13 protein-coding genes are annotated in these 19,597 nt (G+C 69.3%); 11 read left to right on the top strand and 2 right to left on the bottom strand.

Translation table 11 applies throughout. The annotated features are described in order from the left end of the window. Positions 1-8 precede the first annotated feature (8 nt). The 4 genes from ACSUPV_RS09415 to ACSUPV_RS09400 are packed head-to-tail and all read left to right on the top strand — an operon-like array spanning position 9 to position 4,649. Entirely contained in the window at positions 9-1,664 is a 1,656-nt protein-coding gene (locus ACSUPV_RS09415) for an ABC transporter substrate-binding protein (protein ID WP_031119082.1), read from the top strand. Then, entirely contained in the window at positions 1,661-1,966 is a 306-nt protein-coding gene (locus ACSUPV_RS09410; RefSeq protein WP_037758946.1) for a hypothetical protein, read from the top strand. The genes ACSUPV_RS09415 and ACSUPV_RS09410 overlap by 4 nt, the downstream gene beginning before the upstream one ends. Then, positions 1,963-2,646: a hypothetical protein gene (locus tag ACSUPV_RS09405; protein WP_031119083.1), complete on the top strand. Its 684-nt coding sequence runs from the start codon at positions 1,963-1,965 to the stop codon at positions 2,644-2,646. The genes ACSUPV_RS09410 and ACSUPV_RS09405 overlap by 4 nt, the downstream gene beginning before the upstream one ends. After that, positions 2,643-4,649: a beta-galactosidase gene (locus ACSUPV_RS09400; protein WP_382610654.1), complete on the top strand. Its 2,007-nt coding sequence runs from the start codon at positions 2,643-2,645 to the stop codon at positions 4,647-4,649. The genes ACSUPV_RS09405 and ACSUPV_RS09400 overlap by 4 nt, the downstream gene beginning before the upstream one ends. Here ACSUPV_RS09400 and ACSUPV_RS09395 read toward each other — a convergent pair. Together ACSUPV_RS09395 and ACSUPV_RS09390 are read right to left on the bottom strand one after the other, a co-directional pair. Continuing rightward, positions 4,643-6,616 carry an alpha-glucuronidase gene (locus ACSUPV_RS09395; RefSeq protein ID WP_436947289.1) on the bottom strand — a complete coding sequence of 658 codons (1,974 nt, stop codon included), beginning with the start codon at positions 6,614-6,616 and terminating at the stop codon, positions 4,643-4,645. The genes ACSUPV_RS09400 and ACSUPV_RS09395 overlap by 7 nt on opposite strands. A gap of 20 nt (positions 6,617-6,636) precedes the next feature. Further along, positions 6,637-10,437: a GH92 family glycosyl hydrolase gene (locus ACSUPV_RS09390; RefSeq protein WP_436947288.1), complete on the bottom strand. Its 3,801-nt coding sequence runs from the start codon at positions 10,435-10,437 to the stop codon at positions 6,637-6,639. A gap of 396 nt (positions 10,438-10,833) precedes the next feature. On the opposite strand from ACSUPV_RS09390, the gene ngcE reads away from it, so the two are divergent. From ngcE to ACSUPV_RS09355, 7 genes are all read left to right on the top strand, one after another. Next, positions 10,834-12,288 (top strand): N-acetylglucosamine/diacetylchitobiose ABC transporter substrate-binding protein, encoded by a 1,455-nt coding sequence (ngcE, locus tag ACSUPV_RS09385; RefSeq protein WP_031119090.1) that lies wholly within the window; start codon positions 10,834-10,836, stop codon positions 12,286-12,288. A 41-nt stretch (positions 12,289-12,329) separates the two neighbouring features. Next, complete coding sequence (locus tag ACSUPV_RS09380; protein ID WP_031119091.1) at positions 12,330-13,256, top strand: carbohydrate ABC transporter permease; 927 nt, start codon at positions 12,330-12,332, stop codon at positions 13,254-13,256. A gap of 4 nt (positions 13,257-13,260) precedes the next feature. Then, positions 13,261-14,184, top strand: coding sequence for a carbohydrate ABC transporter permease (locus tag ACSUPV_RS09375; protein WP_037758949.1), 924 nt, complete (start codon positions 13,261-13,263; stop codon positions 14,182-14,184). A 535-nt stretch (positions 14,185-14,719) separates the two neighbouring features. After that, the gene (locus ACSUPV_RS09370; protein WP_031119093.1) at positions 14,720-15,931 is read left to right on the top strand and encodes an ROK family transcriptional regulator; all 1,212 of its coding nucleotides are present in this window, start codon (positions 14,720-14,722) and stop codon (positions 15,929-15,931) included. A 133-nt stretch (positions 15,932-16,064) separates the two neighbouring features. Then, complete coding sequence (locus ACSUPV_RS09365) at positions 16,065-17,165, top strand: ABC transporter substrate-binding protein (RefSeq protein ID WP_037758951.1); 1,101 nt, start codon at positions 16,065-16,067, stop codon at positions 17,163-17,165. A 189-nt stretch (positions 17,166-17,354) separates the two neighbouring features. Further along, positions 17,355-18,146 (top strand): ATP-binding cassette domain-containing protein, encoded by a 792-nt coding sequence (locus ACSUPV_RS09360; protein ID WP_031119096.1) that lies wholly within the window; start codon positions 17,355-17,357, stop codon positions 18,144-18,146. Then, complete coding sequence (locus ACSUPV_RS09355) at positions 18,143-19,444, top strand: sugar ABC transporter permease (RefSeq protein WP_031119097.1); 1,302 nt, start codon at positions 18,143-18,145, stop codon at positions 19,442-19,444. Before ACSUPV_RS09360 ends, ACSUPV_RS09355 begins: the two co-directional genes overlap by 4 nt. The last annotated feature ends 153 nt before the right edge of the window (positions 19,445-19,597 follow it).

Here is a 19,597-nt window from a genome sequence, read left to right as displayed (position 1 = left end):
GAGTCTCCGTGCAGAACGCAGGACAGCTGTCGCGGCGCCAGATACTCGCCGCCGCCGGGTTCATCGGACTCGCCACGGTCACCGGCTGCGGCAGCGGGGACGACGGCGGCGACACGAAGGACCTGTCGAAGAAGCAGAACGGCGCCATGAAGAACTACCGGGCCGGACAACAGTTCAAGGCGTCCGAGCCGCTCGCCTTCTCCGTGCTGCACAACAACAACCCCGTGTATCCGATGAAGAGCGGCTGGCGGTTCTGGAAGGAGGTCACCAAGCGCACCGGCGTCACCCTCAAGCCGGTCGACGTCCCGCTCGCCGACTACGAGAAGAAGCGCAGTGTCCTCATCGGCGCCGGGGACGCCCCGTTCATCATCCCCAAGACGTACCACCCCTCCGAGGTCGCCTTCGTCTCCTCCGGCGCCATCCTCGCCGTCAGCGACTACGTCGACCTCATGCCCAACTTCCGCGACAAGGTCCGAAAGTGGAAGCTGGAGCCCGAACTCGACTCCATCCGCCAGTCCGACGGCAAGTACTACCTGCTGCCCGGCCTGCACGAGAGGCCCAAGCCCGGCTACTCGCTGTCCTTCCGCACGGACGTCCTCGACCGGCACGGCCTCGGCCTGCCCACCACCTGGGACGAGGTGTACGACGTCCTCAAGGCGCTCAAAGAGGAGTACCCCGGGAAGTACCCCCTCTCCGACCGCTGGAGCACCAACACCCCGTTCCCCTGCGGCGCCCTGTTCAGCTACCTCGGCCAGGCCTTCGGCGTCAGAGCCGGCTGGACCTACGACAACATCAGCTTCGACCACGAGGCGCAGAAGTACGTCTTCACCGGCGCCCAGGACGGCTACCGCCGGATGGTCGAGTACCTCCGCAGGCTCGTCGCCGAGAAGCTCATGGACCCCGAGAGCTTCAGCCAGACCGACGACCAGGCCGTGCAGAAACTGCTCGCCGAGAAGTGCTACGCGATGAGCGCCAACCCGCAGGAGCTGGTGCAGAACTACCGCTACAACCTGGAGAAGCAAGTCAAGGGCGCGAAGATCGAGATGGTCCCGGTGCCGATCGGGCCCGCCGGACCCGTGGTGCTGGGCGGCAGCCGCCTGGAGAACGGCCTGATGATCTCCAGCAAGGCCCTGAAGAGCGACAGCTTCGTCGCCATGATGCAGTTCGTGGACTGGCTCTGGTACTCGGACGAGGGCCAGCGACTGGCCCGCTGGGGCGTCGAGGGCGTCACCTACACCCGGTCGGGAAGCCGGTACGAGCTGAAGCCCGGCATCAGCCTCATGGGCTCCGACCCGGACGCCCCGAAGGACATGCAGAAGGACTTCGGCTTCTACAACGGCGTCTTCGCCTACGGCGGCAGCTGGGAGCTGGTCTCCTCGATGTTCAGCCCGGACGAGAAGAAGTTCCAGGACGCCATGGCCCAGCGCAAGCAGCTGCCCATCGACCCGGCCCACCCGCTGCAGTCCTTCGAGCAGGAGCAGGCGACCCTCTGGGAGACCCCGCTGAAGGACACCGTCATCCAGAACACCCTCCGGTTCGTGCTCGGCAAGCGCCCGCTGTCCGAGTGGGACGCCTACGTCTCCGAGCTGAAGTCGAAGAACATGCAGCAGTTCGTCGACCTGCACAACAAGGCGTACGAGCGGTTCAAGAAGGAGAACGGGTGATCCGCGTCCCCGACTCGCCGAGCGGCCGGCTCACCGACGCCTGGCACCAGCGCGCCGGCACCGGCCGCCTCGGCCTCGCCCCGCGCCGCGACCACCAGGACCCGGGACGGCTCGACACCCCGCGCGGGGCCGCCGAGCCCGCGCGCACCCACCGGCGGCCGACCGCCCAGGACGGCCGCGCCGACCTGCCCCTCACCCTGAGCCGCCACGAGGTCCCGCTCGTCGAGCCCACCCCGGTCGACGAGGAGCCCCCGCCCCGGTGGGACGAACGGCGCCCGCTCGGCCGGGAGGCGCCGGCATGAGCACCGCGCGGGCCTCCGACTTCGGCACCGGGACCCTCTCCCGCGCCTCCGCCCTGATCCACACCGTCCTGACCGTCGAGGCGCTGCTGCTCCTGACCGCCTCCCCGGGCCTGGCCGGACTGTTCCTGCTCGGCCCCGACCCGGCCAACCTCCCCCTCGCGGCCCTGTGCCTGCTGCCCCTCGGACCGGCCCTGTCCGCCGCGCTCCACGCCCTCCACCACCGCAGCCGCGACCTCACCGCACTGCACCCGGCCCGCGCCTACCTGCGCGGCTTGCGGCTCAACGCCGGGCCGGCGCTGAAACTGTGGACCCCCCTGCTCGCCTGGCTGACGGTCATCGCGTTCACCCTCACCCACTTCACCGCCACCGGCCTGCCCGGCTGGTGGGCGGTCCTGCTCGCCGTGATCGGCGCCGGCTCCCTCCTCTGGGGCGCGCACGCCCTCGTCCTCACCTCGCTCTTCACCTTCCGCGCCCGGGACACCGCCCGCCTCGCCGGGTACTTCCTGCTCCGGCACGGCCGCGCCACCCTCGCCGCCGCCTCCCTGCTCGTCCTGACGGCCGCGCTGACCGCCCTGCTGACGGAGGCCCTGCCCGCCCTGCTGGCCGCCCCGCTGCTGCTGTCCCTGCTGCACGGCAGCCGCTCGGTGATCACCGAGACCCAGGAGGAGTTCACCGCATGACCGCGCCCCGCACCCCGAGGATCCCGTACGGCGGCGACTACAACCCCGAGCAGTGGCCCGAGGAGGTCTGGGACGAGGACCACCGCCTGTTCACACGGGCCGGCATCGACACCCTCACCGTCGGCGTCTTCATCTGGTCCCTCACCCAACCCGCCCCCGACACCTACGACTTCACCGTGCTGGACCGCATCCTCGACCGGGCGGCCGCCGAGGACCGCCGGGTCTGCCTGGCCACCGGCACCGCCGCCCTCCCGCCCTGGCTCGCCAAGCTGCACCCCGAGGTCAACCGCACCGACTTCGAGGGCCGCCGCCACCGCTACGGCCAGCGCCACACCTTCTGCCCCAGCTCCCCGGCGTACCGCGAGCACGCCACCGCGCTCGCCGCCCGCCTCGCCGAACGGTACGCACACCACCCGGCCCTGCTCGCCTGGCACATCAACAACGAGTACGGCGGCGCCTGCTACTGCGACCTGTGCGCCGAGGCGTTCCGGGCATGGCTCCGCGACCGGCACGGCACCCTCGACGCCCTGAACGACGCCTGGTGGACCACCTTCTGGTCGCACCGCTACACCGACTGGGACCAGATCGAGCCCCCGAACGCCCTCACCGAGCACTGGCGCGGCCCGGACCACACCGCCTTCCAGGGCATCACCCTCGACTACTTCCGGTTCACCACCGACGCCCTCCTCGGCTGCTTCCTGGCCGAGAAGGAGGTGATCCGCGCCCACGACCCGGACACGCCCGTCACCACCAACTTCATGGGCACCTTTCGCCCCCTCGACTACCACCGCTGGGCGCCGCACCTCGACTTCGCCTCCTGGGACAACTACCCGCCCCTGGACGCCCCGCCGACCCGGCCCGCCCTCGCCCACGACCTGATGCGCGGCCTGAAGGACGGCGCCCCCTTCTGGCTGATGGAGCAGACTCCGTCCACCACCGCCTGCCGGGACGTCAACCCGCTCCGGCGCCCCGGCGAACTCCGCCTCGCCACCTTCCAGGCGATCGCCCACGGCGCGGACGCCGCCCTCTACTTCCAGCTGCGGGCCTCACGCGGCGCCTGCGAGAAGTACCACGGGGCGGTCATCGGCCACGCGGGCCGCGACGACACCCGCGTCTTCCGCGAGGTCGCCGAGTTGGGGAGGGAGCTGGAGGCCCTGGGGGACCGGACCCTGGGCGCCCGCACGCCGGCCCGCACCGCCCTGCTCTTCGACTGGGACAGCTGGTGGGCCCTGGAGATCTCCGACGGCCCGTCCCGGCTGGTGAAGTACCCGGACGTGGTCCACGCCCACTACCGGGCGGCCCGCGCGGCCGGCGCCGACGTGGACGTCGTCCCGCAGACCGCCGACCTCACCCCCTACGACGTCGTCCTCGCCCCCGCCCTCCACATGGTCAAGGGCGACCTCGCCACCCGCCTCGAAGCCGTGGCCGCACGCGGCGGCACGGTCCTCGCCACCTTCCTCTCCGGCCGCGTCGACGCACACGACCGCGCCTTCCCCACCGACGTCCCCGGCCCGCTCGCACCCCTCATGGGTGTCCGCGTGGACGAATGGGACGCCCGGCCGCCGGAGTTCACCCAGCCCGTCCCCGAACTGGGGACCGAGGCCCGGCTCGTCTTCGAGATCGTGCTGCCGCGCGGCGCCGAACCGGTCGCCACCTACGGCACCGACTTCTACGCCGGCACCCCGGCCGTGACCCGCCACCCGTTCGGCGCCGGCGAGGCCTGGTACGTCGCCACCGCCCTCGACCAGCCGGGCGTCGACCAGGTCGTACGCCGCATCCTGGCCCGCCACGACCTGCTCGGCCCCTACGCCGCGCACCCGGCGGTGGAGACCGCCACCCGGGTCGCCCCCGACGGCACCCGCCTGCTCTTCCTCCTCAACCACGCCCCCGAACCGGCCCGCCTGACCGCCCACACCACCGCCACCGACCTGCTCACCGGCAAGCGGGTGGACCGGGGCGAACCCCTGGTCCTCGACCCCCTGGGCGTGGCGATCCTTCAGTAGATGCGGCGCCCGTGTGCGTCGGGCACACCCGACTTGCGGAAGAAGTAGCTGTTGATCTGATCGCGCCACTCGCGGGCGCTGCGGAGCTGCTCCTCGAAGAGCTCCGCCACCCGCCGGTGGCGCGCGGGGTCGACGAGGTCCACGAGCCCGGCCCACACGTCCCGGGCCGCCTCCACCTCCTCGACCCCTTCGAAGTGCGTGTCGTAGATGTGCTGGATCACCGTCTTCCCGCTCGTCAGCCGGTGGGCGTACGACACGTGGTGGAAGAACAGCAGCAGCTCGTCGGGGCAGCTGTCCGCGGACTCGTAGACCTCGGCCCACGGTTTGCCGTACTGCCCGGCGTACCCGGTGCCGGTCGCCACGCTGCGGTCGACGCCGACCCCGTCCCGGTCGGCGAAGTGGTACGTGCCCCACGGGCTGTACTCGTACCCGTCCACGCTCGGCCCGTAGTGGTGCCCCGGCTGCACCATGAATCCCACGCCCAGGGGAGCGGTGTACTTCTCGTACGTCCGCCACGAACCGTCCAGGACCGCGTGCAGCCCGGCCGCCGGTCCCGGCCCGTAGGTGAGCCCGATCCACTCGTCGAGGACGGCGCCCGGATCGGCGTCCGGCCGCCAGGCCAGCCGGCCGAAGGTGTACAGGTTGGCCTGGGCGAGAGGGTGCCCGGTCCAGAACGGGTCGTCGCCCGCGTTGGACACGGCGACCAGCCCGCCCCGCGCCGACTCCCCGACCGACGCACCCGGTTCGATCGGGAACCCCAGCACGTCGCTCCACATCGGCCCCAGCCAGCACACGTGCCGCTGCTGCCCGGTGTACTCCTGGGTGACCTGCAACTCCACCGCGAGCCGGGTGCGCGGCATCGCCCCGATCAGCGGCGAGACGGGCTCCCGCACCTGGAAGTCCATCGGCCCGTGCTTCACCTGGAGCACCGCGTTCGGGGCGAACCGCCCGTCCAGCGGCACGAAGTGGTCGTACGCGGCGCGCGCCCGGTCGGTCGTGCGGTCCCGCCAGTCCTGGCGGTGGTCGTAGACGAACGCCCGCCAGTGCACCGTGCCGCCGAACGGCTCCAGCGCCGCCGCCAGCAGGTTGGCGCCGTCGGCATGGCTGCGGCCGTACGCGAACGGCCCCGGCTGCCCCTCCGAGTCGGCCTTCACCACGTATCCGCCGAAGTCGGGGATCGCCTCGTACACCCGCCGCGTCGCCTCGGCCCACCAGGCGCGCACGGCCCCGTCCAGGGGATCGGCCGTGGGCAGCCCGCCGAGGAGGAGCGGCGCGGCGAAGGAGACCGACAGGTGGGTGCGGATGCCGTACGGCCGCAGCGCCCCGGCGATCGCGGCCACGTCACCGATCCGGTCGGTCAGCAGCCGCGCCTCGGTCGCGTGCACGTTGACGTTGTTCACGGAGATCGCGTTGATCCCGCACGCCGCCAGCAGCCTGCCGTACGCCCGCACCCGCTCCAGGTCGCCGCGCGCCCGGCCGTCCTCCCAGAACAGCGAGCCACCCGCGTAGCCGCGTTCCACCTGCCCCATGACCGGGTGCACGGCCACGTTGTCCCAGTGGTCGAGCATGCGCAGGGCGAGCGCCGGGCGATGCGTCCGCCGTGACCGCTCACCGGTGAAGGCCGCCTCCCCGAGCCGCACCACGTGGAACAGCCCGTACAGCAGCCCCCGCCCACCGGAGGCGGTGACGGTCGTCGTGCCGCCCTCGCGGGCGAGCGTGAAGCCTTCGTCGCCGAGGCCGTCCGCGTCGAGGCCGAGAACCAGGTCGTACGGGCCGTCGTCCGACGCGTCCCGCACCACCCGGCCCCCGAACCGCCGGCAGGCCTCGGCCACCTCCCCGTGCACCGTCTCCACCAGCGGACCCGATCCCCGGATCAGCGTCCGCCGGCCGCCGACCGCCCGGAAGGCGGCGGGCGGCAGCCAGGCCGGGTCGACACCCTCGGGCAGGACGGGCACGGGAAGCGGCATGAGACCCCCAACTCACGTGATCAGCCGAGCAGTTCGACCTCCGCCAGGGTCGCCTCGCCGTCGAGGACCAGGCGGTACCTCTCGTACGTACCCGGCGACCTCACCGAGAACGCGCGGGTCTGCCGGTCCCAGGCGAAGGACTCCCCGGAGCGCCGGTCCAGCGTCCGCCAGGTCTCACCGTCCGAGGAGCCCTGGAGCGTCCAGCCGGCCGGGGCCTTCGCCCGGTCCGCCGACGACGTCAGCGTGTACTGGACCGCCTCGGCGCCCTCGGTCACCGGCAGGTCCACGGACGTCACCGCCGCGTCCGTCGCCGACGTGTCGTCGAACAGAGCACCCTCACCCTTCAGCACGTCCGCGCGCGGCGCCGGCACCTCGTCGTCCTGGGTGATCGACACGGGCGCGGCATCCTTGCCCGTGCCCCAGGACGACGGCCTCGGACCCATGTCGAACTCCAGGACACCGCCCTTGGCGACCAGCGAATGCGGCAGCGAAGTCTTCGACCACGTACGGCCGTTGACCTTCAGCCCCTGCACGTAGACGTTCTGCGCGCTGTTGCGCGGCGCCTTCACGACCAGCTCGCGCCCGTTCTCCAGGTGCACGGTCGCCTTCGTGAACAGGGGCGAGCCGATCGCATACTCGCCGCTGCCCATCACCAGCGGATAGAAGCCGAGCGCGGAGAACAGGAACCAGGCCGACTGCTCGCCGTTGTCCTCGTCACCGTGGTAGCCCTGCCCGATCTCGCTGCCGGTGTACAGCCGGGACAGCACCTCGCGGACGTTCTGCTGCGTCTTCCAGGGCTGCCCGGCCGCGTCGTACATGTAGAGGGCGTGGTGGGCGACCTGGTTGGAGTGCCCGTACATGCCCATCCGCACGTCGCGCGCCTCGGTCATCTCGTGGATGACACCGCCGTAGGAGCCGACGAACTCGGGGGAGGCGGTCTCCGGGGTGGAGAGGTACTCGTCCAGCTTGTCGGCGAGGCCCCTGCGCCCGCCGTACAGGTTGGCCAGACCCCGGCTGTCCTGCGGGGCGGTGAAGGCGTAGCCCCACCCGTTGGTCTCGGTGTAGTCGTGGCCCCACACCCGCGGGTCGTACTTCGCGGACTCGACCCGCCAGTCGCCCTTCGCGTCGCGGCCCTGGAAGAACCCGGCCTTCTCGTCGAAGAGGTTCACATAGTCGCGGGCCCGGTCCAGGAAGTACTCCGACTCCTCCTTGTAGCGCCGCTCGCCGGTCTCCTCGTACAGCTTCCGGCCCATGCGGGAGATGCCGTAGTCGTTGAGGTAGCCCTCCAGCGCCCAGGACAGGCCCTCGTGGGTCTCGGTGCTCGTGTAGCCGAGGAACGGCGAGGTGGCCATGCCCTTCCGGCCGACGCCCGAGTTCGGCGGGACGACCGTCGCGTTCTTCACGGCCGCCTCGTACGCCGCCTTCGCGTCGAAGTCGACGCCCTTGACGTACGCGTCCGCGAACGCCACGTCCGACGACGTGCCCGTCATCAGGTCGGCGTAGCCGGGGGAGGACCAGCGGGAGGTCCAGCCGCCGTCCTTGAACTGCTGCACGAACCCGTCGACCAGCTCACCCGCCCGCGACGGGGTCAGGAAGGAGTACGCGGGCCAGGTCGTCCGGTAGGTGTCCCAGAAGCCGTTGTTGACGTACACCTTGCCGTCGACGATCTTCGCGCCGGTGTGCGTCGGGGTGTCCGGCTTCGGCATGGGGGAGAAGGGTGAGGCGTACCGGTACGTCCCGTCGACCTTCTCGAACCCCGAGTTCGGGTACAGGTACAGCCGGTACAGGCTGGAGTAGAGCGTCGTCAGCTGGTCGGGCGTCGCGCCCTCGACCTCGACCTTGCCGAGCAGCCGGTCCCACTGCCGCTGGGCGCTCTTCTTCACCGCCTCGAAGGACCGGCCCTCCGGGATCTCCTGGCGCAGGTTGTCCTCGGCCTGGTCGACGCTGATCAGCGAGGTCGCCAGCCGCAGGGTGACGGTCCGGTCGTCGTCGGCCTCGAAGCGCAGGTAGCCCTTGACGCCGCTGGAGTCGCCCTCGGTCACCGGCTTGTCGAACTCGCCGTAGACGAACAGCCGGGTCGCGCCCGTCGACAGCCCGGACTTCACGTCCGAGTAGCCGGTGACGATCCCGTTCTCCTTGTCGAGGGTCAGCCCCGCCTGGTCGGTCACGTTGTCGAAGAGGACGCTCGCGTCGTCACCGGGGTAGGTGAAGCGCAGGGCCGCCGCGTGGTCGGTCGGCGTCATCTCGGCCTTCAGCCCGTTCTCGAACCGCACCCCGTAGTAGTACGGCCGCGCGATCTCGTTCTCGTGCCGGAAAGCCAGCTCCCGCGCCTCCCGCCCGTACTCCGGGGCGCCGGTGGCCACGGACGGCATCACCTGGAAGGTCTGTCGGTCGCCCATCCAGGGGCTCGGCTCGTGGCTCGCGCTGAACGCCTGGATCGTCGGCAGGTTGTCGGCGTTGTTCGCACGCGCGTAGTCGTACAGCCAGCTCAGCGAACCCGCGTTCGTCACCGGCGTCCAGAAGTTGAAGCCGTGCGGCACCGCCGTCGCCGGGAAGTTGTTGCCCCGCGAGAAGCCGCCGCTGGAGTGGGTGCCGCGGGTCGTCACCGCGTAGTCCGACAGATGCGCCTTCGGCCGCTCGGGCGCGACGGAGTCGATGGTCACGTCGTCCAGCCAGCCGCGGAACTTCGCCGGGCCCTTGGGGGAGTCGTAGGCCACCAGGATCCGGTCCACGGTCTTCCCGGCCGCGACCGACCCGATCCGCGCGACCACGTTGTTCCACTGGTTGACGTAGAGGATCTTCGCCGCGCCCTGCCCCCGCGGGGTCAGCGGGAAGCCGTGCTGGTCGGTGGCGCGCAGCTCGCTCAGCCGGGTGCCGTCGGTGAAGGCGAGGTCGACGGAGACGTTGGTCGCGTCGTAGTCGAGGTCGCCGTCCGCCATCGACGGGAAGATCCGGTACGACAGCCGCGTGTTCCGGCCGACGGCCACGTTCACGTCGAAGACCTTGTTGTACGAGTACGCCCGCCCGTCGGCGGTGTGCCGACCCGCGTACCGCAGGGCCCGCTTTCCGGTGAACCCGGCACCCGCCTTCGCGGTCGGGGAGCCGCTCGGCCCGCGGTCGACGAGGGAGAGCATGTCCTGCGGGACGGGCCCGTCACCGCCGCCCGTGGACAGCTGGAGGTCGGCGAGCTGGAGGAGGTCACCACCGTTGTTGCCGGTGACCTCCAGCCGGAAGTGCCGGTACTCGGCGGGTTCCGCCAGGTCGTACGTCCTGGTCTGGAACCGCTCCGGGAAGGACTCGCCCGAGCGGGTGTCGAGCGTCTGCCAGTCCGTGCCGTCGGCGGAACCCTTCAGGGTCCAGTCCTTCGGGTCCCGTTCGTCGTGGTCGTTGGCCGACGTCAATGCGTAACGCACCACTTTGACCGGTTTATCCAGTTCGAACTCGGCCCAGCCGGTGGGCTCGAAGGTGAGCCACTTGGTGCTCGGCTCGCCGTCGACGAGATTCTCCTTCACCTCGCCGCCGCCGGTGTTCTCGGCACTGGCCCGGACGTCGGTGACGTGGTCGGTGACGTTGCCCGGTATGCCGCTGCTGTAGCCGCCGTCCACGCCCGAGGCCCGCTTGCTGCCGTCCGGCGCGGTGTCGACGGTGTTCTGCCAGTCCGGAACCGGGTCGTCCGCCTCGAAGGAGGACGCGAACTTCCGGTCGGGGGTCTCGGGGGCTTGGGGCAGTGCGACCGCGACGCCCTGTGAGCCCAGGGCCAAAGCGAAGGCGGTCGCCGACACGACCGCCGCACCCCATCTGTGCCGAGCTTTCCGCTGCATCAACGGGTACCCTCCCTGCGCAGTGGACAACGTTGTCAATTTCGATGCGCAAGGACCAGTAGTTGCCCAAGTGGTCAGGACTGTCAAGGGTGTTGCCTGTGGCATTCGGGGGCGACGACCGGGATTTTTCCGCCGGAGAACACGCAGGCCGCTCATACTTCCGCGAGGTCTCAACTCGGATAAGACCCGTGGCCAACCTTGTGTTCGATCTTGATCCGCTGGCGGGAAGTGGACTATACCTGTCGGACGCTTCACACGATCCGCACGTCAGTGCCCGCACGTAAGCGCCCGCACGTCAGCACCCGCACTTTCCTGCACGACCCAGCTTGACCCGATCGCGGTGCCGGGAAGGATCCGGTTCACCGCCTGAGTCCTGGAGAAGGCGAGGACTTGAGCATGGGATCCACTTCCGCCGAGAACCACGGCACCGAGGGTGTCGGTCGCCGTGATCTGATCAAAAGGTCCGCCGCGCTCGGGCTGATCTCCGTCCCCACGATGAGTTTCCTGTCCGCCTGCGCCAGCAGCGGCGGCGGCGACAGCGGCGACAAGGCCAAGGCCGGCAAGAAGACCGCGAAGAACCCGCTCGGCGTCAACGACACCGCGGGCATGGAATTCGTGCTGTTCGACGGCGGTTTCGGCAAGGAGTACGCCGAGGACGCCGTGAAGATCTACGAGAAGAACTTCCCCGAGGTGAAGGTGAAGTTCTCCGCCACCCAGAAGATCCAGTCCACGCTCCAGCCCCGCTTCAACCAGGGCACCCCGCCGGACCTCATCGACAACTCCGGCGCCGAGCAGATGGACATGGGCGTCCTGGTCGGCAAGAACCAGCTCACCGACCTCACCCCGCTGCTGGACGCGCCCTCCTACGACGACCCGAACAAGAAGGTCCGCGACACGCTGCGCCCCGGCATCGTCGAGATGGGCCAGTTCGACGGCGAGAAGGTCTGGATCCTCTACTACGCCTACACCGTCTACGGCGTCTGGTACTCGCAGAAGGCGCTGGACTCGCTCGACGAGCAGTACCCCGAGACCTGGGACCAGATGCTCGCGGTCTGCGAGAAGGCCAAGAAGAAGGGCATGGCGGGCTGGACGTACGCGGGCAAATACCCGTACTACCTCCCCTTCTCCCTCTACCCGATGATCGGCAAGGTCGGCGGCCGCGAGGTCCTCGACGCCATCGACAACCTGGAGCCGAACGCCTGGAAGCACCCGGCCGTCAAGGCCTGCTTCGACGCGTACTACGAGCTCTACAAGAAGGGCTACGTCCTCAAGGGCACCCCCGGCCTCGACCACATCCAGTCGCAGACCGCCTGGGCCCAGGGCAAGGCGCTGTTCATCCCGAACGGCTCCTGGGTGGAGAACGAGTCGGCCAACGTCATCCCGAAGGACTTCGACCTGGCCGTCTCCGCGCCCACCGGCATCGACTCCTCCGACAAGATGCCCTTCGGCACCATCTGGGCCTCCGGCGGTGAGCCCTTCATCGTGCCGGCCAAGGCGAAGAACGCCGAGGGCGGCATGGAGCAGCTGCGCATCATGCTCAGCGAGGCGTCCTCGAAGAACTTCACCAGCAAGGTGAAGTCGCTGACCGCGTACAACGGCGGCACCGACGGAATCGCCCTCACCCCCGGTCTCAAGTCGGGCGTCGCGGCCCTGGAAAAGGCGGGCGAGAACGTGGTGAACCCGCGTATGCAGGACTGGTACGTCCAGTTGCAGAAGGAGAAGATCGGTGTGTCCGGCCTGGGCGAGATGATGGCCGGCCGTCTCACTCCCGCCGAGGCCATCAAGAAGATCCAGGGCTTCGCCGACGAGACCGCCAAGGACACCTCGATCAAGCACTACAAGCACCAGTAACGGCACCGGAATTCTTCTTCCGCAACGGCACCGGAGTGGCGATGCAGCACGGCAAGTACCGGTTCATCGTGGGCTTCCTCGCGCTGCCCCTGGGACTGTACGCGCTCTTCGTGGTCTGGCCGTTCATCCAGTCCATCTACTACTCGTTCACGGACTGGACCGGCCTGAGTCCCGAATTCAAGATGGTCGGTTTCGACAATTACAGCCGGATGCTCGACGACGAGATCTTCTGGAAGTCGTTGCAGCACAGCCTGCTGTTCGCGCTCCTGCTGCCGGTGGTGACGATCAGCCTGGCGCTGTTCTTCGCGTTCATGATCAACGTAGGCGGCAGAAAGAGGCGGAACGGCCCGGTCGTCACCGGTGTCCGGGGCTCCTCCTTCTACAAAATCGTCTACTTCTTCCCGCAGGTCCTCTCGATCGCCATCGTCGCGCTGCTGTTCGCGTTCGCGTACAACCCGGACAGCGGCGCGATCAACTCGATCCTGCGCGGCATCGGCCTCGACAACGTCCAGCCGCTGTGGCTCGGCGACCCCGACCTGGCGCTCTGGGCCGTGATGGCGGTCCTCGTCTGGTCCACCGTCGGCTTCTTCGTGGTCCTCTTCTCCGCCGGCATGGCCTCCATCCCGGCGGAGATGTACGAGGCGGCGCTGCTGGACGGCGCCAGCCGGTTCACCACGTTCTTCCGCATCACCCTGCCCCTGCTGTGGGACACCGTGCAGTCCGGCTGGGTCTACATGGGCATCCTCGCCCTGGGCGCCGAGTCGTTCGCGGTCGTGCAGATCATGACGACCGGGCCGGGCGGTCCCGACTACTCGACCACCGTCATGGTCCTGTACGTGTACCAGAAGGCGTTCCGGGACGGGCAGGCCGCCTACGCCACCACCATCGGTGTCGCCCTGCTCGTCGTCACGCTGGCCTTCGCCGCCGTGGTGATGCGGCTGGGCCGTCGCGAGCGGCTGGAGTACTGATTCCATGAAGACGACCGAGACCCCCGCCCCGCTCCCGGCCGAGTCAGGCGCGCCGATCACCAAGACGGACGCGCCGCCGCCCCCGCCCCCGAAGGAGAAGAAAGAGGGCACAGTCCTCAACGTCTTCTCCCACGGCGTCCTGGTCATCTGGGCGATCATGGTGGTCATGCCGCTGCTCTGGGCGGTCATGACGTCCTTCAAGGACGACCGCTCCATCTTCAGCTCGCCCTGGTCGCTCCCCGACTCGCTGCACTTCGACAACTGGTCGCGGGCGTGGACCCAGGCCAACATGAGCGACTACTTCCTCAACACGGTCCTCGTGGTCGGCGGTTCGCTCATCGGCACGCTCGTCCTCGGCTCGATGGCGGCCTACGTCCTGGCCCGCTTCGACTTCCCGGGCAACCGGTTCATCTACTACCTGTTCATCGGCGGCATGAGCTTCCCGATCATGCTCGCGCTGGTCCCGCTGTTCTACGTCGTGAACAACATGGGCCTGCTGAACACCATCCACGGCCTGATCCTGGTCTACATCGCCTACTCGCTGCCGTTCACGGTGTTCTTCCTGACGGCGTTCTTCCGCACGCTGCCGACGTCGATCGCCGAGGCGGCCTTCGTGGACGGCGCGTCCCACAGCCGCACGTTCTTCCAGATCATGCTGCCCATGGCCAAGCCGGGCCTGGTCAGCGTCGGCATCTTCAACTTCCTGGGCCAGTGGAACCAGTACATGCTCCCCACGGTCCTCAACACCGACCCCGACAAGCGCGTCCTCACCCAGGGCCTGGTCCAGCTGGCCGTCAGCCAGGGCTACAAGGGCGACTGGTCGGGCCTGTTCGCGGGCCTGGTGATGGCGATGCTGCCGGTCCTCGCCGCGTACATCGTCTTCCAGCGGCAGGTGGTGCAGGGGTTGACGGCGGGGGCGCTGAAGTAGCCGGGGCCGGTCGAGGCTGAGGCCGGGTGGGAGCGCAGCTCGGCGCGACGAGGTGCCGCTGCGCCCACCCGTGCCGCCCCTAGCGGCACGCATGCCCGCAGCTGAGCGGGACTGGTGGCCCGCAGCCAGGCGGCGGGCCCCGCGGCGGCGGGTCTGCGGCGGCAGGCGAGACGCGCCCGCAGCCGCCGTCGTACGCAAGGGGACGTGTCGGGGGGTGTCCGCCCGCAGCGGTTGGCGCGTCAACGAACAGCGAGTCGGTACGCGACCCCATCGCGCCGTTCCGAGGACGGACACCCCCCGGCGCGGCCCCGACCCACCACCCGGCGAGTAGGCGCGACACAAGCCCCCACCCAGCCGCACAGGCCGCCGCAGGCAGAAAGCGCGTACCCCTGCATAGCGCTCCGCAACGACCCGCGCACACCCCGGAATCAGTTCAACCTCTTGACGGGAGGCAACCCGAACGGCTCAGCTTAGAGTTCACTAGTTGGACATAGACGGGGCCTCATCGAAGCGGCCCCGTGCGCAGGAGGTCGTCGTGGAGACTCCGGGGTCGCAGTCGTCACTGCACCGAGCCAACCTGGAGCGGGTCGTACGAGCCGTGCGCCTGGCGGGTTCCCTCACCCAGGCCGAGATCGCGCGGACCACAGGCCTGTCCGCGGCGACGGTCTCCAACATCGTCCGCGAGCTGAAGGACAGCGGAACCGTCGAGGTCACCCCCACCTCGGCAGGCGGCCGCAGGGCCCGCAGCGTGTCGCTGAGCGGCGACGCCGGCATCGTCATCGGCGTCGACTTCGGCCACACCCACCTCCGCGTCGCCATCGGCAACCTCGCCCACCAGGTCCTGGCGGAGGAGTCCGAGCCACTGGACGTCGACGCCTCGTCGACCCAGGGCTTCGACCGCGCGGAACAACTGGTCACCCGCCTGATGGAGGCCACCGGCGTCGACCGTTCCAAGATCGCCGGTGTCGGCCTCGGTGTCCCCGGCCCGATCGACGTGGAGTCCGGCACCCTCGGCTCGACCGCCATCCTCCCCGGCTGGACCGGCACCAATCCCGCCGAGGAGCTCCGCGGCCGCCTCGGCGTCCCCGTGCACGTCGACAACGACGCCAACCTCGGCGCCCTCGGCGAGATGGTCTGGGGCAGCGGCCGGGGCGTCCGCGACCTGGCGTACATCAAGGTCGCCAGCGGTGTCGGCGCCGGCCTGGTGATCAACGGCAGGATCTACCGGGGCCCCGGCGGCACCGCTGGAGAAATAGGACATATTACACTCGACGAATCCGGCCCGGTCTGCCGCTGCGGCAACCGCGGCTGCCTGGAGACCTTCGCGGCCGCGCGCTACGTGCTCCCGCTCCTCCAGTCCAGCCACGGCACCGACCTGACCATGGAAGGTGTCGTACGGCTCGCGCGGGACGGAGACCCGGGCTGCCGTCGGGTGATCGCCGACGTCGGCCGCCACATCGGCAGTGGAGTGGCCAATCTCTGCAACCTTCTGAACCCGAGCCGGGTGGTCCTCGGCGGTGATCTCGCCGAGGCCGGTGAACTGGTGCTCGGGCCGATCCGGGAGTCCGTCGGCCGCTACGCCATCCCCAGTGCGGCGCGCCAGCTGTCCGTTCTCCCCGGGGCCCTCGGCGGCCGTGCGGAGGTGCTCGGAGCGCTCGCTCTCGCGCTCAGCGAGATGGGCGATTCAACACTTTTGGACGGGACCGCCGTTGGGGCGCTGCAGACGGCGACCCCTGCCTTCACTTAGAGAACGGATGGCACCGTTGCCATCTCGTTAAGGATTTACTTCTTGACGTCGCACGTGTGGCCGAGTTGACTTCCAGCCACCTCGGCCGCAATGTCGCGGCCTCGTCAGGGAGGTTTCTGAAGTGAACACGCGTATGCGTCGTGCCGCCGTCGCCATTGCCGCCGGCGCGATGGCCGTTTCGCTTGCTGCCTGTGGCAGCGCCAAGGAGTCCGGCGACAACGCCGACTCCACCGGGTCCGCCAAGAAGGGCGACGACATCAAGGTCGGTCTCCTCCTTCCGGAGAACGCGACCGCCCGCTACGAGAAGTTCGACCGGCCGCTCATCGAGAAGAAGGTCCGGGAGCTCACGGGTGGCAAGGGCGAGGTCGTCTACGCCAACGCCAAGCAGGACGCGACCCTGCAGAACCAGCAAGTCGACACGATGGTGACCAACAAGGTCGACGTGCTGATCGTGGACGCGGTGGACTCCAAGGCCATCGCCGGCTCGGTGAAGAAGGCCAAGGACGCGGGCATCCCCGTCGTCGCCTACGACCGCCTGGCCGAGGGCCCGATCGACGCCTACACCTCGTTCGACAACGTCACCGTCGGCAAGACCCAGGGCGAGGCCCTGCTGAAGGCCCTGGGCGACAAGGCCAAGGACGGCCAGATCGTCATGATGAACGGGTCCTCCACCGACCCGAACGCCGCCCAGTTCAAGCAGGGCGCGCACTCCGTCCTCGACGGCAAGGTGAAGATCGGCCGCGAGTACGACACCAAGGAGTGGAAGCCGGAGAACGCCAACGCCAACATGGAGGGCGCCATCTCCGCCCTCGGCAAGGACAAGATCGTCGGCGTCTACTCCGCCAACGACGGCATGGCGGGCGGCATCATCACCGCCCTGAAGGCGGCCGGCATCTCCGACGTCCCGGTCACCGGCCAGGACGCCGAACTCTCCGGCGTGCAGCGCATCGTCACCGGTGAGCAGTACATGAGCGTCTACAAGCCCTACCCGCAGGAGGCGGACGTCGCGGCCGAGATGGCCGTCGCCCTCGCCCAGGGCAAGTCGCTCGACTCGATCGCCAAGGACAAGGTCGACAGCCCGACCACCAAGGCCATCCCCTCCGTCCTGGTCCCGGTGGTCTCGCTGACCAAGGACAACATCAAGGACACCGTCATCAAGGACGGCATCTACACCGTGAGCGAGATCTGCACGGCCAAGTACAAGGCCGCCTGCGACAAGATCGGTCTCAAGTAAGCAGCCGTCAGGTCCCCTGAGGGGTACGGGAGTCCGCGTCCGGGCTCCCGTACCGCCCGTGCGGGACACGCTGCCCCGAGTCTCCTCCGGCGCCCCGCCCTACCAGCCCCGCAAGCTATGCGGGGCGCCGGACGGATCACTCCTCCCACACTTCTGCACAACCTCCCGCCGGGTCAGGCGGCGAAGGAGATGGTTCACGTGTCCGCTACGCCCGTGCTGGCGTTGCGCGGGGTCTCCAAGCGGTTCGGTGCCGTACAGGCGCTCACCGACGTAGAGCTTGAGGTCCACGCCGGTGAGGTGGTCGCCCTGGTCGGCGACAACGGCGCCGGAAAGTCCACGCTGGTCAAGACGATCGCCGGCGTGCACCCCATCGATGAGGGCGTCATCGAATGGGACGGCAGGTCCGTCCAGATCAACAAGCCGCACGACGCCCAGAACCTGGGCATCGCGACCGTCTACCAGGACCTCGCGCTCTGCGACAACATCGACGTCGTCGGCAACCTCTACCTGGGCCGGGAGATCCGCAAGCGCGGCGTCCTGGACGAGGTGGAGATGGAGCGCCGCTCCCGCGAGCTCCTCGACACGCTGTCGATCCGCATCCCCAGCGTGCGCATCCCGATCGCCTCGCTCTCCGGCGGCCAGCGCCAGACCGTGGCCATCGCCCGGTCCATGCTCGGCGAGCCGAAGCTGGTCATCCTCGACGAGCCCACCGCCGCCCTCGGTGTCGAGCAGACCGCGCAGGTCCTCGACCTCGTCGAGCGGCTGCGCGAGCGCGGCCACGCCGTGATCCTCATCAGCCACAACATGGCCGACGTCAAGGCCGTCGCCGACAAGGTCGCCGTGCTGCGCCTCGGGCGCAACAACGGCGTCTTCGAGGTCAAGTCGACCTCGCAGGAAGAGATCATCTCCGCCATCACGGGCGCCACGGACAACGCCGTGACCCGTCGTGCGGCGCGCACCAATGGGGAGATCAAGAAGTGAGCATCGACAAGACCTCGACGGCCTCGGGCACGCCCGAGGACCACGTCGTGGAGAACCCCGAGGCGGCCGCGGCCGCCGTCACGGTCGTCGACCCCCGGCTGCTGGTGCGCGAGCAGGGCCTCGCCGGATACGTCACCGAGTTCAAGCGGAAGATGAAGTCCGGTGACCTGGGCTCCCTCCCGGTCGTCATCGGCCTCGCGGTCATCTGGATCATCTTCACGAGCCTGAACTCCAACTTCCTCACCGCGGGCAACCTGTCCGACATGTCCGTCGCCATGGTCGGCACGGGCATGATCGCCGTCGGCATCGTGTTCGTGCTGCTGCTCGGCGAGATCGACCTGTCGGTCGGCTCGGTCAGCGGTGTCGCGGGCGCGAGCTTCGCCGTGCTCAACGTCACCAACGGCATGAACGAGTGGCTGGCCTTCGTGCTGGCCATCCTCACCGGCACGGTCGCCGGCGCGGTGCACGGCTTCTTCTTCGCCAAGATCGGCGTCCCCGCGTTCGCCGTCACCCTGGCCGGTCTGCTCTTCTGGAACGGCTTCATGCTCCAGATCCTGGGCGACAACGGCACGATCAACCTCGACCCCGACGGGGTCGTGGCCCAGCTGACCAGCTACTACTTCTCGGACGTCGCCGCCGCGTACGGACTGGCCGCCGTGGTGACCGCCGGGTACTTCCTCAGCTCCTTCCTCGGCAACCGGCGCCGTGAGGCCGCGGGCGTGCCGTCGCGGCCGCTGAGCGAGACCGTGCTGCGCACGGTGCTGCTGGCGATCGTGGCGTTCGCCGTCGCGATCGTCTTCAACCAGTACAAGGGCCTGCCGCTGGCCGTGGTGATCTTCATCGTGGTGCTGCTGGTCACGGACTTCGTGCTGCGGCGCACCGCGTACGGCCGGAAGGTGTTCGCGCTCGGCGGCAGCGTCGAGGCCTCCCGGCGTGCCGGTATCAACGTCGAGCTGGTCCGGATCTCGGTGTTCGCGATCTCCGGGACGTTCGCCGCGGTGGGCGGTCTGTTCATCGCGTCGAAGATCGCGGCGGCGAACCAGGGCGCCGGTGGCGGTGACCTGCTGATGAACGCGATCGCCGCGGCGGTGATCGGCGGTACGTCGCTGTTCGGCGGACGCGGGCGGACGTGGAACGCGCTGCTCGGTGTGCTGGTGATCGTGTCGATCCAGTACGGGCTCGCGCTGGAGGGCATCGCCTCTCCGGTGCAGTACATGATCACCGGTGGTGTGCTGTTGGCCACGGTGGTCATCGACGCGGTGACCCGCAAGACCCAGAAGACGGCGGGTCGCGCCTAGTACGAACCCTCTGCTGCCCGGCGCCTTCGAAAGGTGCCGGGCACAGTCGTGTCGTAGGTGTGGCACAAGTTGGGTACAGCCGATTGCGTGACGTATGACGCACGGCCTCGGCACGGCCCGCAGGGGCGGAACATTAGACTCGACACGCCCGGC

Source organism: Streptomyces sp. SudanB52_2052 (genome assembly GCF_964272415.1).
GTDB lineage: Bacteria > Actinomycetota > Actinomycetes > Streptomycetales > Streptomycetaceae > Streptomyces > Streptomyces olindensis.
This window is presented reverse-complemented; position numbering and strand designations above follow the sequence as displayed.